Below are 16,634 nucleotides of genomic sequence, written 5' to 3'. Positions count from 1 at the left end.
CTGTTTTGCATATTTTTTAATCATGAGCAGAAAGACCGATTCGATCCAGAAAACGTAAAAACGGTTGTTGATCGATCCATGTTGAAAAAGAGAACCATTCAGCCAAAAAGGTAAGGAAGGCAAAGAGTAAAATCATGATCCATTGTTGAAACGAAGTTAAGTGAAAAACCATTAATAGTGCAAGAATGGCACCGATAATGGTTGCCCCATTATCGCCAAGCATTGCTTTTTTATGTCCTTCGATCACAAACAAAAGGTAGAGGATCGTGACAACATAGAGAAGAACGGAAAAAGGCATTTGTAGCAGTAGTGGAAACAACACTGCCCCTGTGGCCACTGTCACTTTCCATACACGTAAAGGCCTTGTATCCACTAAATTCATGACATGGGGGATAAGGATAAGTAAAAAACCATATCGAATCCCTTGTCCAAAGGATATCGGCTTAAGATAGTATAAGAACATACCTGCGAAACTCAGTGTTCCTAGTGCTTTTATTAATCCAGTTGTTAGCTGCTTTTGTTTCAGAAAATGAAAAAGATGGCCTTTTATACCTTTTGGAGACGGTTTTCCTAACACATCATCAAGCAATCCAAGAAACCAAATTCCAATGACGTAGGCCATTGACATTTTCGAAAAAACAGGGCTGTATACAGGAGAAAAAACCGAAAGGACTAAATATCCATATAAAATGACGACTCCCAAGCTAAAAGGAATCCAATTTCCTTCAAAATTTTTTGTATTCCAACCAATTTGTTGAAAGGAAATCATGCTTAAATACGCAATGAGGCCAGTTGTAAAAATGACGAAAATCAATGTCTTAACCCCCGTAGCGATTTTTCAATCTCGCGCCATTGTTTAAAACGATGTAGGAAGCCTTGCAGATTTTTTCCTGTTTCACGGTGACTCATGTTTGTGTCAACTTCTTTTAGGACTGCCCCAGCTTTTAACATGTCTAAGGTCATTTTGGTTTCAATGCCAAATCCTTCATAGTGCTCTGAAAGTAACAGCTGCAGCCAGCGCCGATGAAAAGCACGTTGACCTGACAAAGGGGCGTGGAGGTAAATACCTGTTTCTCGGTAAATAACAGTCTGTGCTCTTCTTTTCACAAGACCAAATCCCTTTTTTCTTCCAGCAGGAATGTTAGAAATCGTCCCATCTACCTCTGCCTCTTGCAGAGGGACGATAAGGCGAAAGGCTTCAGCAGCACTTTCAGCTAAGTCTGCATCAAGGCAAAGGATGTACTCCCCTTTCGCCGTACGCCACCCTGCCTGAAGGGCATGTCCTTTTCCCTTGTTTGTTGAAAAGACAATGGTTCGATCTCCTAATTCATAAGCGATATCCTTTGTTTTATCACAGCTACCATCATCAACGACAATGACTTCTTTCACTTGAGGAATTGTTCGTACTGCAGTTATCGTTTTTTTCAGTCTAGCTTCTTCATTAAAAGCTGGTATGACCACAGAGACATCACTCACCTGAATCACCCTTTTTCATTTTTAATAAGGAGACATACAGTTCCTGAAAATCCTTTGAAGCCTTTGGAATCTCATCTAATGAAAGGGTGAGCATGTGACTCGTGTTCTTTTCCTCACCTAGTGTAATGAGAATGCCCTTTTTCTCAAAAGGATCTGTCGTAGTTAAAAGCGGCTTTACCTCCAAGCCAGCACGTTTTAGCATCACCGCTAATGGTAGCCACTGCTGGTGATTTGTATCTAAAAAAAGCTCATACGATGCCAGTTCTTCATTTACGTATGTTACCCACCCTTGCTGTTCTAGCTGGAGTTGTTCATTTTCTGTTTCCAGCTCATAGATATGTCCATACAGTTCATTGGAAAGCCATGTTTTGTCTAGGCTAAGTCCACTTAAAAACCCCAAAAAAAGGGAAGCTAGACTAACCATAAGGATTGGAACATAACGTTTCAACGAACAACTCCTCCTTTCAACCAATTCCACATTAAATGGGCAACAAGCTCCACTCTAGGATGGCTCACAATCATGCCTAAGGACACGAGCAAGGGAATCGAAAAGCTCCAAATCGGTAAAGTCTCATTCGTTCCAACCATCCGATGAATTCCTTTAACATCTGTTACCCTCGCCCCTGCTTGCATGCGACAAAGAAAGCTTGAGCCCATACCTGCCCGTCCCTTTTCTAAAAACTCATTAAATCCTGACCGGCATCCAATTAAATATAAATGCCTTGCTCCAGCCCAATACGCCAAATGTATCGCCACATCTTCACTCGTTCCGACAAAAGAAAAACACTCTCCTTCTAGCCCTAGCCCTTGCAAGCGTTCCGCTCCAGGGGCATAACCATTAAGATATTGATGGACGAGACGGTTCGATACTTGCTGCAATGTTTTTTCACTAACTGAATCCATGTCGCCAACAATCAAGTCTGGTTTGATACGCTGTCTCATCAATCCATCTGCTGCACCATCAACGGCTATTTTAATTAAGGATTTTCTTTTAAGCCAAGACCGGAGCGCCCTTATATCCTCTTCATATCCAACGCTCCTTGCAACAATCACAATGTCTTTTTCTGCAAGATGCTGAAACATCTTCGGAATTATCGGCTTTTTTGTAAAAAACGACAGCTCTTTTTGAGCATAGGCAATGGTATTTTGGAAAAACGCTTCAAAAGTTTGCGGAAACTGGTGATCGGCACAAACATTTATTTTTGTAACCGTCTGTTCGTTGTACGGAATGAGGCTTGCAACGTAAGAACGGGTTTGGTTCGATACAAGAAATAAGGATGAATCCTGCTCAATCTCAACTCTGCTCCCATTCAAGTCTGCGATATTTTTTAAGTGACTTTTTTTCACATCAAAGACGGGAATGTTTGCATCAAGAAGCTTTTGCACATGATCATGGCGGTAAAGACCAGACATGGATGGCTCAAAATTAATGACAGCCTTTACTTTTCGATTGAGCAATCCTTCCACAGCAAGTGAATCGATATCTGCGTGTCGCACAATGGCAATCGCTCGTTTGGGAATGGTTAAAAGCAGTTGTTTCGTTTTGTCATGCTGATAGGCGACTCCTTTAATCCATCGACTCATGCGACTAACCCTTTCTACGGTGTTTTTTTCTAGTATGAACCGTTTGATCGGATTTTAGCATGAGAGTAACTCCCATAATATTCCTTTGCTTTCCTATGCATTTCACGTTTCAAAGCATACAAAAAACCGCCCTTCTCTTTAAAGAGAATGTGCGGTTCATTTTTATTGATTCTTACCCTTTCAACTGACTTTATGCTCAATTCTAAGCTTGTCAGCAACCATTGCGATGAACTCTGAATTCGTCGGCTTTGCTTTTGAAACACTTACTGTATAACCAAACAAGCTTGAGATGGAATCAATGTTTCCACGGCTCCATGCCACTTCAATGGCATGACGAATCGCCCGTTCTACCCTGCTTGATGTTGTGTTAAATTTTTTCGCAATATCTGGATAGAGTACTTTTGTAATCGAGCCTAGCAACTCGATATCATTGTATACCATCGTAATCGCTTCGCGTAAATACATGTAACCTTTAATATGTGCAGGGACACCAATTTCATGAATGATATTCGTAATACTTGCGTCAAGATTAAAGGTATTTGAACTTGTTTTCGTTGGCTGAGAAAACATAAAAGATGAAGACGATTGTTGAATAAAAGAACGTTTTTGTCCACTCACATCACGGATATTATTTATGAGTACTTCCATATCAAATGGCTTGAGTACATAATAAGATGCTCCTAAATCAACCGCTTTTTTCGTCACTTCTTCTTGACCGAATGCCGTTAACATAATGATATTTGGTTTCGTTTTTAAATTCATTTGTGAAAGCTTTTCCAACACAGCTAACCCGTCTAAATGAGGCATAATTATATCTAAAATTAATACATCAGGCTCTTTATTTTCAACCAAAGTTAGGCACTCTTGACCATTGTAGGCAACGCCTACAACCTCCATATCGTCTTGAGCCGAAATGTACTCATTTAATAAATTTACTAATTCTCGATTATCGTCTGTTACGCATACTTTGACTTTTTGCACAAAAAGACCTCCTTAACTTCCTAGATAAGTTTTTACTCCTTTAACGAATTCGACAACAACTAAAAATATCCTCTCATTTTTAAAAATTAATTATTTTTTCCTACATTTTCTTTAAATATCTAATTAATGCTCCTATTTTCGAGTGTATTCGTCATTTGACAACACTTTCTGTCGAAAGCTGTAAAACGGATTTACTCATTCATTTTATTTTATCATGTTTTTCTAGAAAGACTGGAATCGATTGATAAATTTACATAGATGGTAACAAAAAGAAGCCAAGCGGTGTTAACTCGCTTTGGCTTCTTTTCCTTGATAATCAATGCCTGCTTCTTCAAGCATCCAACTAATGTGACAACCATATCCACTTGTAGGGTCATTTACAAATACATGAGTAACAGCTCCGACCAATTTGCCGTCCTGAATAATCGGACTTCCACTCATTCCTTGGACAATTCCACCGGTTGTTTGTAAAAGCTTTGGATCGGTTACTTTAATGACAAGACCTTTTGTTGCTGGTTGCTTTTGTGGAACAGAGCTAACAATTTCAATATCAAACTCTTGCACTTCTTCCCCTTCGACAACTGTTAAAATTTTAGCTGGACCTTCTTTTACATCTGTAGAAAGGGTAATGGGTAATTGCTTATCTATTACATTGTTTTTCAGCGTTCCATCCGTTAACGTACCGAAGATGCCAAAAGCGCTGTTTTTTTCAATGTTCCCTAAAACATGACGTTCTTCTGAAAAGCTTGCTAATTTTTCACCAGGATCACCATTGCTACCTTTTTCAATCGACGTTACCGATGACCCGATGATCTGTCCATCATGAACGACAATTGGCTTCTTCGTATCAACATCAGAGATGACATGCCCTAATGCTCCATATTTTTTTGATATTGGATCATAGAAGGTCAATGTACCGACTCCTGCAGCAGAGTCACGGATATATAATCCCATTCGGTACGTATTTTCACCTTGACTTTTAATGGGAGTTAATTCACGTTTAAGTGTTTGTTTGTCCCGTATGATTTCCATTTTTATCGCTCTTTTTTCTTTGCCTGCTGTTTGAACAAGCTCTGCAACTTCATTCATTTTTTGAATTGACTTACCATCCATGCTTGTAATCATATCACCAACTTGAATATTGGCAAGCTCACCAGGTGATGCTTTGCCGTCTTTCGTATCAATCAGGTGATGTCCGACGACGAGTACACCTTCTGTATTTAATTTTACTCCGATTGATTGACCCCCAGGGACGATTTCAATCTTCGGAAGGATATTCACCTTTACCTGTTTTACAGGAAGTCCTGCAACTTTTAGACTCATGTCTTGCTCCCCTTGTTCTTTTGCAAAGACCGTTCCTTTCACCTCTTGATCCTCTGTGGCTTCTGATGTTACCTTCAGAGTCGGGTCAGATGTTGAAACCGTGATTGCTTCACCAAAGGATTTCGAGACTGTATATAAATCCGTTTCTTGTCCCTCAAAAATCGTTAATGTGGTTGGTATGAGGAGCCATTCTTTCAACGGATTTGACATTCCTATGCACAGCAAAAATACAAGCAGAAACCCACCTACCAATTTACGTAATGTTTCGCCTCTCACTCACTTCACTCTCCTAGCTCCTAGCCCACACCTCCATATTGGCTGTATTACTAATGTTGCCTTAGGCACGAACATTTATAACCAAGGTCATAAGAAAAAAGCTAACCTATAATGGCTAGCTTTTCATGGTATCATTTATTTTGCTCTGCAAGCTGCAATAGCTCTTTTGCGTGTTGTTTTGTCAACGCGGTCACCTCAACACCTGAAATCATCCGGGCAATCTCATCGACCTTGGCTTCCTTCGTCAAGGGGGTGACCTTTGTTGTTACTCGTTCGTCTGTTTCATTTTTAGAAATGTACAAATGGGTATCAGCCATCGCGGCAACTTGAGGTAAATGAGAAATGCATAATACTTGTGATCCGATTGAAATCGCATGAATTTTTTCAGCGATTGCTTGTGCCACTCGCCCACTTACACCTGTATCAACCTCATCAAAAATGACAGAGGTAACCCCTTGATGATTAAAGAAAATTGATTTTAAGGCAAGCATGATACGAGAGATTTCTCCTCCAGATGCAACTTTCGCCAAAGGCTTCAAGGGCTCCCCTATGTTGGTGGATAAATAAAATTCAACATCATCGACTCCATTTTCACGATAGGATTGACCATTCCCTCTCATTTGGGGCTCCGAGTCCCTTTGTGTAATGCGAACCTCAAAGGTCGTTTTTTCCATATACAAAGCGGCGAGCTGCTCATGGATAGATTCCGTTAATGCCAATGCTGCTTGTTTACGAATCTCACTTAAAGCCTTCGCTTCTACAGCTAAATCTAATCGAATCGCCTCAAGCTTTTTTTCTAGCTCATGAATGCGATCGTCTTTATGAATGAGGGAGTCGAGCTCTTCTTCAATTTTTGAAGCATATTCAAGAATATCTTCAACGGTTTCTCCATACTTTCGTTTAAGGCGTTGAATTTCGTTTAATCGTCCTTCAACCATTTCTAAGCGATTTGGGTCAAACTCTAATTGCTCAAACCGATCCCGTAAAGAAAAAGCAGCCTCTTCAAGTAGGTAGTAGCTGTTACTGATCGACTCATGAAGATCTTCAAGCTCTTTATCATAGGCCTTCGCTTCTTCTAAATGAGACATGGCATTCATTACCCAATCAAGGCCGCGACCTTCACCGTATAAGTTATTGTAACCATCCTGAAGGGCTTTAAACAGCTTCTCACTGTTGGCAAGCTTGTAGCGCTCATCTGTCAAACGAACATCTTCTTCTGGTTCTAATTTTGCCGCTTCAATTTCATTGAGCTGATATTGCAATAAATCAACGCGTTGCGCCATCTCCTGCTCATTTTCAGTTAGCTGGCGCCATTGTTTTTGAAGCTCTTGATACGCAGTAAAAAGCTGTTTGTATTCCATCAACGTGGGTAGAAGCTCATTTTTCGCATAGCTATCGAGCATTGAAAGATGTTGCTCAGGCTGCATTAATGCCTGGTGTTCGTGCTGTCCATGAATATCTACAAGGGTTTGACCGATTTCACGCAAAATACCTAACGTCACTAATTTCCCGTTCACTCGGCAAATACTTTTCCCGTTTGATGTCATATCTCGGCGAACGACAATCATATTATCGTTCGCATCAATACCTAGATCCTCCATTTTTTTTAAAACAGGATGGTCATCATCCAAAATAAACAACCCTTCAATTTCTGCCCGATTTTCACCATAGCGTACAAATTCAGACGAGCCACGTCCACCAAGCAACAATCCGATCGCATCAATAATAATGGATTTCCCTGCTCCCGTTTCACCTGTTAATACGGTTAACCCCTTCTCAAACGGAATCGTGAGTTCTTCAATGATTGCAAAGTTTTTTATCGTTAGCTCAACAAGCATTGACATCACACCTCTATAGCATCTCTAAAAATCGATCAGTTACGATTGGGCCATCATCCTTACTTTTACAGATGATTAGCATGGTATCATCCCCAGAAACCGTTCCCATAATCTCTGGCCAGTCAAGATTATCAATCAGAGCAGCCACTGCATTTGCGTTACCAGGAAGGGTTTTCATGACAATAAGATTGTCTGAGCGATCAATGCTCACAAAGCTGTCCACCAGTGCGCGTTTTAGTTTCTGTAATGGATTAAAGCGTTGATCCGCTGGCAAACTATATTTGTAGCGTCCATCAAGCATCGGTACTTTTACAAGATGTAGTTCCTTAATGTCTCTTGAAACTGTTGCTTGGGTCACGTTGTAGCCAGCATTCTTTAAGCGTTCAACTAATTCATCTTGTGTTTCCACTTCGTTGTTGGCAATAATTTCTCGAATTTTTATATGACGTTGCCCTTTATTCATCGTACCACCTAATTCCTTTAACGTTTTCGTTTTATTCATTATCCACTTATTTTTTATACAAGACAACAATTACTTATAACATTTTAATTTGGAAAAAGGCTGGAGCTCTTTCACTTGCCGTTATTGAGTTTATTTGACTTTAAGTGAAAGAGTAATCGGCTTTCGTTAAGCTAGAGACTTACAATATAAAGAAAAAGAAGGCCATCACACCTTCTTTTCCTCTCCTGGCTTCAACTGTTGGTGGGCATTTGCCACAACCTCTTTCACCTTGAAGGGCAGCTCGTCCATTTGAAGGGCTGGTTTAAGTAAGGTATCTCCCCAACGAAGGTAAAGGAGAAATTCGATATTCCCTTCTCCACCTTTTATTGGTGAAAAATCCATCCCACCAACTGTATATCCTTCTTGTATAGAAAATTCGGCTATCCGTTGCAGCACTTGTTCATGCACCTTTGTATCTCGAACAATTCCCTTTTTTCCAACCTGCTCTCGACCTGCTTCAAATTGTGGCTTTACTAATGCAATAACCTCGCTATCCTGAAGCAGCATCGTTTTTAAAACCGGCAAAATGAGCTTTAAAGAAATAAAAGAGACATCAATCGTTGCAAAGTTTGGCAAGCCTCTTACAAGGTCTTCTGGCTTCACATAACGAAAGTTCGTTCGTTCCATGACAACAACTCGCTCATCTTGCCGGAGCTTCCATGCCAATTGATTGTAGCCAACATCAAGCGCATAGACCGTCTTTGCCCCGTTCTGTAATGAACAATCGGTAAAACCACCTGTTGATGCGCCAATGTCAAGGACGATTCTGTCTTTGAGAGACAGTTCAAATGCATCAATGGCTTTAACAAGCTTTAATCCCCCGCGACTAACAAAAGGAAGCACTTCTCCTTTTACTGAAAGGGGAATGTCTCGATCCACTTTCAATCCAGGCTTGTCAATCCGTTCTTGATCCGTATACACAAGACCTGCCATAATCGAACGCTTTGCCTTTTCCCTCGTTTCACTTAAGCCACGCTCGACTAATAAAACATCCACACGTTCTTTTTTTCCCATTCGTTACGCCCTTTGTTTTTTTCTAGGAAGCATGGTCATCATTTGATCCGCTACATTCACAGACGTTAAACCGATTTCCTCCAAAAGCTGCGAAACACTTCCATGTTCAATGAATTTATCTGGAATACCCATTCGTTTCACCGTTATATTGTGGTAACCGTGATCATGGAAAAATTCTAGTACGGCACTACCAAAGCTTCCTTGAATCGCTGTTTCCTCTACGGTGAGGATTGGGTATCCTTTACCAGCTATTTCGTGAAGAAGCTCCTCATCTAAAGGCTTAACCGAGCGAGCATTCACAAGTCGAATCGAAAAACCTTGAGCAGCAAGGTTAGCAATCGCTTCTTCCGCGACTGGAAGCATTGTCCCGAACGTTAGAATACAGGCGTCGTTTCCTTCTTGGAGTACTTCCCATGAACCAATCGGGATTTCTTTTAATTCGTCATCCATTTTAATACCATAACCATTTCCACGAGGGTAGCGAACAGCAATTGGCCCATCATCATATTGAATCGCTGTATAGATCATATGCTGAAGTTCATTTTCGTCCTTTGGCATTAAAATTTTCATATTTGGCAAATGACGTAAATATGCAATATCAAATACTCCTTGATGCGTTTCCCCATCAGCGCCGACAAGCCCTGCACGGTCGATCGCAAAAAATACATTTAAGTTTTGACGGCAAATATCATGAACAACTTGGTCATATCCACGCTGTAAGAAAGTAGAGTATACAGCAAAAACAGGCTTCAAACCTTGAGTAGCGAGTCCTCCTGCCATCGTCGTTGCATGCTGTTCAGCAATCCCGACATCAAACATACGATCTGGGAATTCTTTGGCGAATTGATCCAATTTTGTTCCACCAGGCATTGCGGCAGTCAAGGCAACAATTCGCTTATCTTCTCGTGCAATTGTTTTCAAGGTTTCCGCAAAAACACCACTATAGCTTGGTGGAGCTGGCTTTTTAACAATTTCGCCAGACTCAATTTTATAATGACCAACCCCATGCCAAGTCCCTTTTTCATCATTCTCAGCAGGAGCATAGCCCTTCCCTTTTTTCGTTAAAACATGAATCAGAACAGGACCTTTTGTCTTTTTGGCGTATTTTAAGTTCTCCATTAAATCATTGAGGTCATGTCCATCAACAGGACCTAAATACGTAAAGCCCATTTCCTCAAAAAAGATACCTGAAACCAAAAGATATTTAAGGCTATCTTTTACCCGCTCTGCGGTAGAAGCAAGCTTGCCACCAAAAGCAGGAATTTTTTTAATTAACATTTCAAGCTCTTCTTTCGCTTTTTGATACTTTCCAGCTGTACGAAGTCGCCCCAAAACGTTATGAAGCGCACCAACATTTGGTGCAATGGACATTTCATTGTCATTTAACACAACAATTAAATCCTTTTGTTCATGGCCAATATGGTTTAGTGCTTCTAAGGCCATACCACCAGTTAAGGCACCATCCCCGATAATGGCAATGACATTCTCGTCCGTTCCTTTCAAGTCCCGAGCTGTCGCCATACCCATTGCAGCAGATAGGGACGTTGAGCTGTGTCCCGTTTCCCAAACATCATGCTCACTTTCATTACGTTTCGGAAATCCGCATAGACCTTTATACTGTCTCAATTTATCAAATTGATCCGCTCGCCCCGTTATGATTTTATGAACGTATGCTTGATGACCAACGTCCCAAATCAATTTGTCTTTTGGACTATCAAATAAATAATGAAGAGCAAGTGTCAGCTCAACAACACCAAGGTTGGGACCAAGATGTCCCCCTGTTGCAGCAAGCTTTTCAATAAGAAATTGCCGCACCTCTTCTGCTATATGCTCCAATTGGTTTGTTGTATACGTTTTAAGGATGCTCGGGTCTTTTAGCTTCTCTAAATACATGAAGTACCCTCACTTTCGAAATTTTTTATTCTTTTTTTGCTTTTTCCAGTGCTTTTATTCTTCTAAATTATATAAAAAACGACCAACTTGATAAACGATTGGGCTTGCCTAAAGCCTTCTCGTAAATGTTAGCGCTGCTACGATTGCAGCCACTCCCATTATATCAAAGAAGATCCTAAAAAGGACAATTAGAAATACAATAAACATCCCAACGGTCCATGTGGCTCCACTTTGCAAAAACGTTGATCCAATTGAAAAAATAGCCGCTAACACGAGCGTGATAACGGCAATACTCAGACTCCAATTTATTGATTTACCTAACGTTTTCATCTATCTCTTCGACACCTTCTACCCTTTGCTATGAGGTCATGTGTTGGTTTACATGCTCAGAACAAATGGCCTCCCAGCAAAAGGGTCATCGCCCACATGCCTTTGTGGTTCCGCCCTCCTTATTTTTCTCCTGGCAAAAACCCAAAGCTTGGCGTCTCAAGCAAATACAAGGAGCTTCATCGATGTTCCCTTGGGCGGATTTTAGCCCCGCCTTCAAGAGTGGAGAACTGACTAGAATACTGACTACTCCAACATAAAGCCCATTATAACATGGGCATCTGGGAACCTCAATTCATAACCCATATCTAGAAACTAGCATGAGCGGATCGCTCTTCACACATGTCAGGTCATGCACTGGATCCTTTCAATTAAGATGATGCGAGCGGGAGGGCTTCATTGTTTTATCAACTTGAACTGAAGCTCCGCCCCCCCCTTTTATAGAAAAAATAATCCTTAATGATCACGGTTTATCACATAATCAGTTAGTCCTTCTAATAGTGTATGATTCATCTTTACGGAAAATAAATATTCTTTTGCCCGTTTTGTATGAACCAATAATTTTTCTTTCGCACCTTCAAGCGTTAAAATACTTGGATATGTACTCTTATTGTTCTCAGTATCGCTTCCTATCGGCTTTCCAATAACCTCTGCGTCCCCTTCAACATCAAGAATGTCATCCTTTATTTGAAATAAAAGGCCTAGCTCTTTGGCAAATGAATGCAAGGACCTTATTTCCTCTTTCTCAGCCCCCGAAAGAATGGCTCCAGCGACAACAGAAAATGCAAGGAGATCACCTGTTTTATGATGATGGATGTACTCAAGCTCTTCGACAGACAGTCTTTTGTTCTCTCCTTCAATGTCCGCCACCTGACCTCCTACCATTCCTTCAGGTCCTGCAGCTTTCGCCAAGCCCTCAATCAATTTCAGCTTCTGCTCGGCTGATAAGCTATCAACGTCCATTTTTGCAACAAGCTCAAAGCTATACGTTAGCAAAGCATCTCCTGCTAAAATGGCATTCGCAACACCATACACTTTATGATTGGTTGGTTTTCCTCTTCGTAAGTCATCATTGTCCATCGATGGCAAATCGTCATGAATTAAAGAGTAGGTGTGGATCATTTCAATCGCACAAGCTAGATCAATCCCTCTTCGTACATCCTGACCAAAGCTTTCTATGGTAGCGAGCAGGAGAGCTGGACGAATTCTTTTTCCACCTGCGTTTAACGAGTATATCATGGCTTCCTTTAATGTATCGGGAGCTTGAAGCTTTGCAATATGGCTCGGAAGCACCTCGTCAACCCATTGTTTTTTTTCTAGCATAAAGGAATGTAACCATTCATTCACGATTGCTCTTCCTCCTGAAACGTCGTTTCCTCAATTTCCCCATCTTCATGTAGAATTCGATCCATTTGCTTCTCAACCGTTTCTAGTTTCTCATGGCAAATTTTTGACAAAGCCATCCCTTCTTGAAACATTGAAATCGCTTCTTCTAAAGGGACATCCCCTTCTTCTAATTTTTCAACGACTTCTTCGAGTTGCTTCATGGCTTCTTCAAATGTCCATTTTTGCTTTGTTTCTGACACTGCTTTTCCCCCGCTTTCTCGTCGTTCAGAACGTTCGACTTTGCCATTCCTTTATTCATCGTTTTTTGGCTTAATCGATTTTACTTCACAGGCAATCATCCCATCTATAACCTGCAAATCAATCCTTGTTCCGACAGTAGCTTGCTGCGTCGATTTAATCAGCTTGTTCTCTTGATTATAAGCAAGACTATATCCCCGCTCCATGACACGGAGAGGGCTTAATAAATTTAATCCAGCAATGCATTGATTAAATTGCTGTTGCTTAAATTGCAGCTGTTGCTGCATGTTCCGTTTTAACGCTAGCGTTAATCGCTCAACCTCTATTTGCGCATCCTTCGTTCGAGAAGAAGGGTGGCACCGAGCTAAATCTTTATCTATTTGCATCAAACGAGCTTTTTCATCCGCTAGACGTGTTACCAGATGTCCCTTAAGTCGCTCGAACACCTGATCAAATTCCTGCTCCTTTTGCCGAATCAGCTGTTCGGGATAGCGAAAGGCGTATGATTTTTGCAGCCGTTCTAGGCGGTGCTTCTCACTTGTAGCACGTTCAACAACTGCTCGCCTCATACGGTGGACAAGCCCGTCAATACGCTGGATTAATTCTACCATGTCAGGAACAGCTAATTCAGCAGCCCCTGTTGGCGTTGCTGCTCGTAAGTCAGCAACAAAATCAGCAATTGTATAATCTGTTTCATGCCCAACCGCAGAAATAACAGGGATGGTTGAGCGATAAATGGCTCGGGCTACAATTTCCTCATTAAATGCCCAAAGCTCTTCAATGGAACCACCACCACGACCGACGATTATGACATCAAACACATTCGCTAAATTCGCCTGTTCTATCGCTCTTGCAATCGAAGCAGGTGCTTCACTTCCTTGAACGAGAACAGGGAGGAGTGTAATGCGGGCAACTGGAAAGCGACGCTTAATCGTTGTTACCATATCGCGAATCGCTGCCCCTGTTGGCGAAGTAACAATTGCAATGTTCATTGATATAGAAGGAATTGGCTTTTTCACCTCTTCACGAAAAAGCCCTTCTTTCTCAAGTCGTTCTTTTAACTCTTCATAAGCCAAATACAAGCTTCCGATTCCATCTGGCTGCATTTCTTTTGCATAAAATTGATACTGTCCAAACGGTTCATACACATTCACTTCGCCACGGACTAAGACGTTCATTCCATTATCTGGTTTAAAGCGCAAAAAACGATTATTTCCAGCAAACATCACTGCTTGCATGCGTGAGTTTTCATCTTTTATCGTAAAATACATATGTCCACGGCTATGCAGTTTAAAATTCGACAGCTCTCCACGAATCCAAACATCCTGGAGAAGCTCATCATGCTCAATAACGCCTTTCAAATGTCTTGTTACTTCAGTCACTGTTAAAATCTGATCGACTGACATGTAAAAACTCCTTAGCCTCGTTGCTTTGCTGATTGGATCGTATTGTGAAGGAGCATCGTAATGGTCATCGGCCCTACTCCGCCTGGTACAGGTGTCAAATAAGAGGCAACAGGTTCAACTTGGTTAAAATCAACATCGCCACATAGCTTACCATCAACTCGGTTAATGCCAACATCAACGACGACTGCACCTGGTTTCACATGCTCTTCACCAACAAAATTCGCTTTCCCCACCGCAACAATAAGAATATCCCCTTGCTTTGTGATTTCAGGTAAATTTCTCGTCCGCGAATGGCAGTACGTAACGGTCGCATTTTCATTTAATAACAGTTGTCCAACAGGCTTTCCAACGATATTGCTTCGACCAATGACAACAACGTGCTTTCCTTCAAATTCGATGTTCGCTTCCTTTAACATTTCAACGACACCAAATGGGGTACAAGGTAAGAAGGTGTCTTCCCCTGTCATCATCTTTCCAATATTGATTGGATGAAAGCCATCAACGTCCTTTGCAGGAGAGATACGCTCAATCACAGCTTGCTCAGAAATATGATCTGGCAGTGGTAATTGTACGAGGATTCCATCAATGCTGGCATCGTTATTTAATCGGTCAATTTCTTGTAGTAATTCTTGCTCAGAAATCGTATCTGGCATTTCTGTTAGTGTTGAATGAATACCAATTTCTTCACAGGCTTTTTGCTTCGAACGCACATACACTTTTGAAGCAGCATTTTCGCCAACGAGAATCACCGCTAAGCCAGGCACGATCCCTTTTTCACGTAGTGCGCTTACTTCCTTCTTCATTTCTTCACGTTTTTTTTCAGCTAGCTTTTTTCCATTTAACAATGTTGCGCTCACACTTCTCCACTCCTCTATTTGTTTTCTGATTTTTTATGGCTTATTTTTTTCATTTTAGGAAGGGAAATCGCTCATGAAACGTTCTATTTTTGATTATCAAGCTTGATTTTCTCCACAGCCTTCGATAAAATCCCGTTTACAAAACGACCAGCCTCTTCACCACCAAATGCTTTTGCAAGCTCAATCGCTTCATTGAATGATACACTTAAAGGAATGTCTTTTACATATTGCAATTCATATAATGCCATGCGAAGAATCGCTCGATCGACATTGCCAATCCTGTCTATCGTCCAACCTTGCAAATGGGAAGTTATGACCTGATCCAACTCAGCTTTTTTCTCTAATGTTCCAGTGATAAGATCGTCCAAAAATGGGTTATTTTCTTCTTCCTCCTCTAACACACTTTGGATAGCCGAATCCTTATCGGTGTCGGTCAAATCCATTTGATATAGAGCTTGTACAGCCCGTAATCTTGATAATCGTCGATTCATACGTTTACTCCTTTATTCTAGAAACTATGCTTATAATATGTTGATAATAGCATAACATTCTCTAATGAAACAGAACAATCACAGAAAACATTTCGGTCAATCTTCGTTTTCACAATATTCTTTCCTTATCTATCATGACTTTTTGCTTCTTTCCAACCGAAAATGCTTTGCAAGCTAAAAAACGAGGCTCACTCATTAGAATCCTCCTTGCCGTTAACTGTATAGCACATATTGTCGCTACATCCTAACATTTGCAGTAGAGGATCTATGTTAATTGAGTCAGCCTCGTTTTAGATTGTATCTTTTATATTGCTATAATTGCTCTTCTTCCGATGGTTCTTGTGTTTCAAACTGCACGCCAACGACATGGACGTTAATGCTCTCAAGTTCGATGGCTGTCATCGTTTGCAGAGCCTGCTTAATGTTTGTTTGGATTTTTTTTGCAACCTCTGGTACCGATACTCCATAAGTAACCACAACAGAGACATCTACGATGATCCCATCTTCACTCAGATCAACTTTTACACCTTTGCCGTGATTTTTGCGCCCAAGCCTTTCTGCCACACCTGAAGCAAAATTCCCTCTCATTGTTGCGACACCATCAACTTCCGATGCTGCAATACCAGCGATTACCTCTATGACTTCAGGTGAAATTTCCACTTTCCCAAGATCGTTCTTTTGTTCTTCTAAATCAAGAATGTGGTTTTCGTTCATTCCCTACACCTCCATGGCGAATTACTGCTTTTTTAGAGAAACACTCATAACATCATGCTGCTCAAGGAACTTCGTATTGAAATCGCCTGAAACAAATGTTTCATGGTTTAACAATCTCAAATGGAAAGGAATCGTCGTATTAATACCTTCAATTTCAAATTCAGCAAGCGCTCGTTTCATACGTGCAATGGCTTCTTCACGTGTCGCTCCGTATGTAATGACTTTTGCAATCATTGAATCGTAGAAAGGTGAAATCGTATAACCTGGATAAGCCGCAGAATCAACACGTACGCCTAATCCACCTGGCGCTAAATAGTTTGTAATTTTCCCAGGAGATGGCATAAAATTTTTCTCAGGTGTTTCTGCGT

At 40.9% G+C, this 16,634-nt stretch carries 17 protein-coding genes and 1 pseudogene; all 18 read right to left on the bottom strand.

The window, feature by feature from the left end; genetic code table 11:
• Nucleotides 1–16: 16 nt before the first annotated feature.
• A complete protein-coding gene (locus tag BLT_RS0106785; protein ID WP_017727031.1) occupies nt 17–814 on the bottom strand; it encodes a hypothetical protein in 798 nt (265 codons plus the stop codon).
• Nucleotides 811–1,476, bottom strand: a complete 666-nt coding sequence (locus BLT_RS0106780; protein WP_017727030.1) for a glycosyltransferase family 2 protein — start codon at nt 1,474–1,476, stop codon at nt 811–813. Before BLT_RS0106780 ends, BLT_RS0106785 begins: the two co-directional genes overlap by 4 nt.
• Nucleotides 1,469–1,924: a hypothetical protein gene (locus BLT_RS0106775; RefSeq protein WP_017727029.1), complete on the bottom strand. Its 456-nt coding sequence runs from the start codon at nt 1,922–1,924 to the stop codon at nt 1,469–1,471. The genes BLT_RS0106780 and BLT_RS0106775 overlap by 8 nt, the downstream gene beginning before the upstream one ends.
• On the bottom strand, nt 1,921–3,060 hold the full coding sequence (gene steA / locus BLT_RS0106770; RefSeq protein WP_017727028.1) for a putative cytokinetic ring protein SteA: 1,140 nt from the start codon (nt 3,058–3,060) through the stop codon (nt 1,921–1,923). The genes BLT_RS0106775 and steA overlap by 4 nt, the downstream gene beginning before the upstream one ends.
• Nucleotides 3,061–3,240: 180 nt before the next feature.
• The gene (gene spo0A / locus BLT_RS0106765) at nt 3,241–4,041 is read right to left on the bottom strand and encodes a sporulation transcription factor Spo0A (protein ID WP_017727027.1); all 801 of its coding nucleotides are present in this window, start codon (nt 4,039–4,041) and stop codon (nt 3,241–3,243) included.
• Nucleotides 4,042–4,326: 285 nt separating this feature from the next.
• Complete coding sequence (gene spoIVB / locus BLT_RS0106760; RefSeq protein WP_017727026.1) at nt 4,327–5,640, bottom strand: SpoIVB peptidase; 1,314 nt, start codon at nt 5,638–5,640, stop codon at nt 4,327–4,329.
• Nucleotides 5,641–5,771: 131 nt separating this feature from the next.
• Nucleotides 5,772–7,478, bottom strand: a complete 1,707-nt coding sequence (gene recN / locus BLT_RS0106755) for a DNA repair protein RecN (RefSeq protein ID WP_017727025.1) — start codon at nt 7,476–7,478, stop codon at nt 5,772–5,774.
• Between the two features lie 13 nt (nt 7,479–7,491).
• Entirely contained in the window at nt 7,492–7,941 is a 450-nt protein-coding gene (gene ahrC / locus BLT_RS0106750) for a transcriptional regulator AhrC/ArgR (RefSeq protein ID WP_026105018.1), read from the bottom strand.
• A gap of 204 nt (nt 7,942–8,145) precedes the next feature.
• The gene (locus BLT_RS0106745) at nt 8,146–8,994 is read right to left on the bottom strand and encodes a TlyA family RNA methyltransferase (RefSeq protein ID WP_017727023.1); all 849 of its coding nucleotides are present in this window, start codon (nt 8,992–8,994) and stop codon (nt 8,146–8,148) included.
• A 3-nt stretch (nt 8,995–8,997) separates the two neighbouring features.
• Nucleotides 8,998–10,887: a 1-deoxy-D-xylulose-5-phosphate synthase gene (gene dxs / locus BLT_RS0106740; protein WP_017727022.1), complete on the bottom strand. Its 1,890-nt coding sequence runs from the start codon at nt 10,885–10,887 to the stop codon at nt 8,998–9,000.
• Between the two features lie 108 nt (nt 10,888–10,995).
• Nucleotides 10,996–11,217 (bottom strand): hypothetical protein, encoded by a 222-nt coding sequence (locus BLT_RS0106735; RefSeq protein ID WP_017727021.1) that lies wholly within the window; start codon nt 11,215–11,217, stop codon nt 10,996–10,998.
• A gap of 453 nt (nt 11,218–11,670) precedes the next feature.
• Nucleotides 11,671–12,561: a polyprenyl synthetase family protein gene (locus BLT_RS0106730; RefSeq protein WP_017727020.1), complete on the bottom strand. Its 891-nt coding sequence runs from the start codon at nt 12,559–12,561 to the stop codon at nt 11,671–11,673.
• Complete coding sequence (locus tag BLT_RS0106725) at nt 12,558–12,800, bottom strand: exodeoxyribonuclease VII small subunit (protein ID WP_017727019.1); 243 nt, start codon at nt 12,798–12,800, stop codon at nt 12,558–12,560. Before BLT_RS0106725 ends, BLT_RS0106730 begins: the two co-directional genes overlap by 4 nt.
• Nucleotides 12,801–12,851: 51 nt before the next feature.
• The gene (xseA, locus tag BLT_RS0106720; RefSeq protein ID WP_017727018.1) at nt 12,852–14,204 is read right to left on the bottom strand and encodes an exodeoxyribonuclease VII large subunit; all 1,353 of its coding nucleotides are present in this window, start codon (nt 14,202–14,204) and stop codon (nt 12,852–12,854) included.
• Between the two features lie 11 nt (nt 14,205–14,215).
• Nucleotides 14,216–15,061: a bifunctional methylenetetrahydrofolate dehydrogenase/methenyltetrahydrofolate cyclohydrolase FolD gene (gene folD, locus BLT_RS0106715; RefSeq protein ID WP_017727017.1), complete on the bottom strand. Its 846-nt coding sequence runs from the start codon at nt 15,059–15,061 to the stop codon at nt 14,216–14,218.
• 83 nt (nt 15,062–15,144) lie between these two features.
• Complete coding sequence (gene nusB, locus BLT_RS0106710; RefSeq protein ID WP_017727016.1) at nt 15,145–15,552, bottom strand: transcription antitermination factor NusB; 408 nt, start codon at nt 15,550–15,552, stop codon at nt 15,145–15,147.
• 312 nt (nt 15,553–15,864) lie between these two features.
• Nucleotides 15,865–16,266: an Asp23/Gls24 family envelope stress response protein gene (locus tag BLT_RS0106700; RefSeq protein ID WP_017727015.1), complete on the bottom strand. Its 402-nt coding sequence runs from the start codon at nt 16,264–16,266 to the stop codon at nt 15,865–15,867.
• A gap of 21 nt (nt 16,267–16,287) precedes the next feature.
• Nucleotides 16,288–16,634, bottom strand: a pseudogene (locus BLT_RS21545) (acetyl-CoA carboxylase biotin carboxylase subunit); the annotation flags it as partial.

It is taken from the genome of Halalkalibacterium ligniniphilum, from assembly GCF_000334155.1.
GTDB lineage: Bacteria > Bacillota > Bacilli > Bacillales > Bacillaceae_D > Halalkalibacterium > Halalkalibacterium ligniniphilum.
The sequence above is the reverse complement of the archived record's forward strand: the minus strand, read 5'-3'. Positions and strand labels throughout refer to the sequence as shown.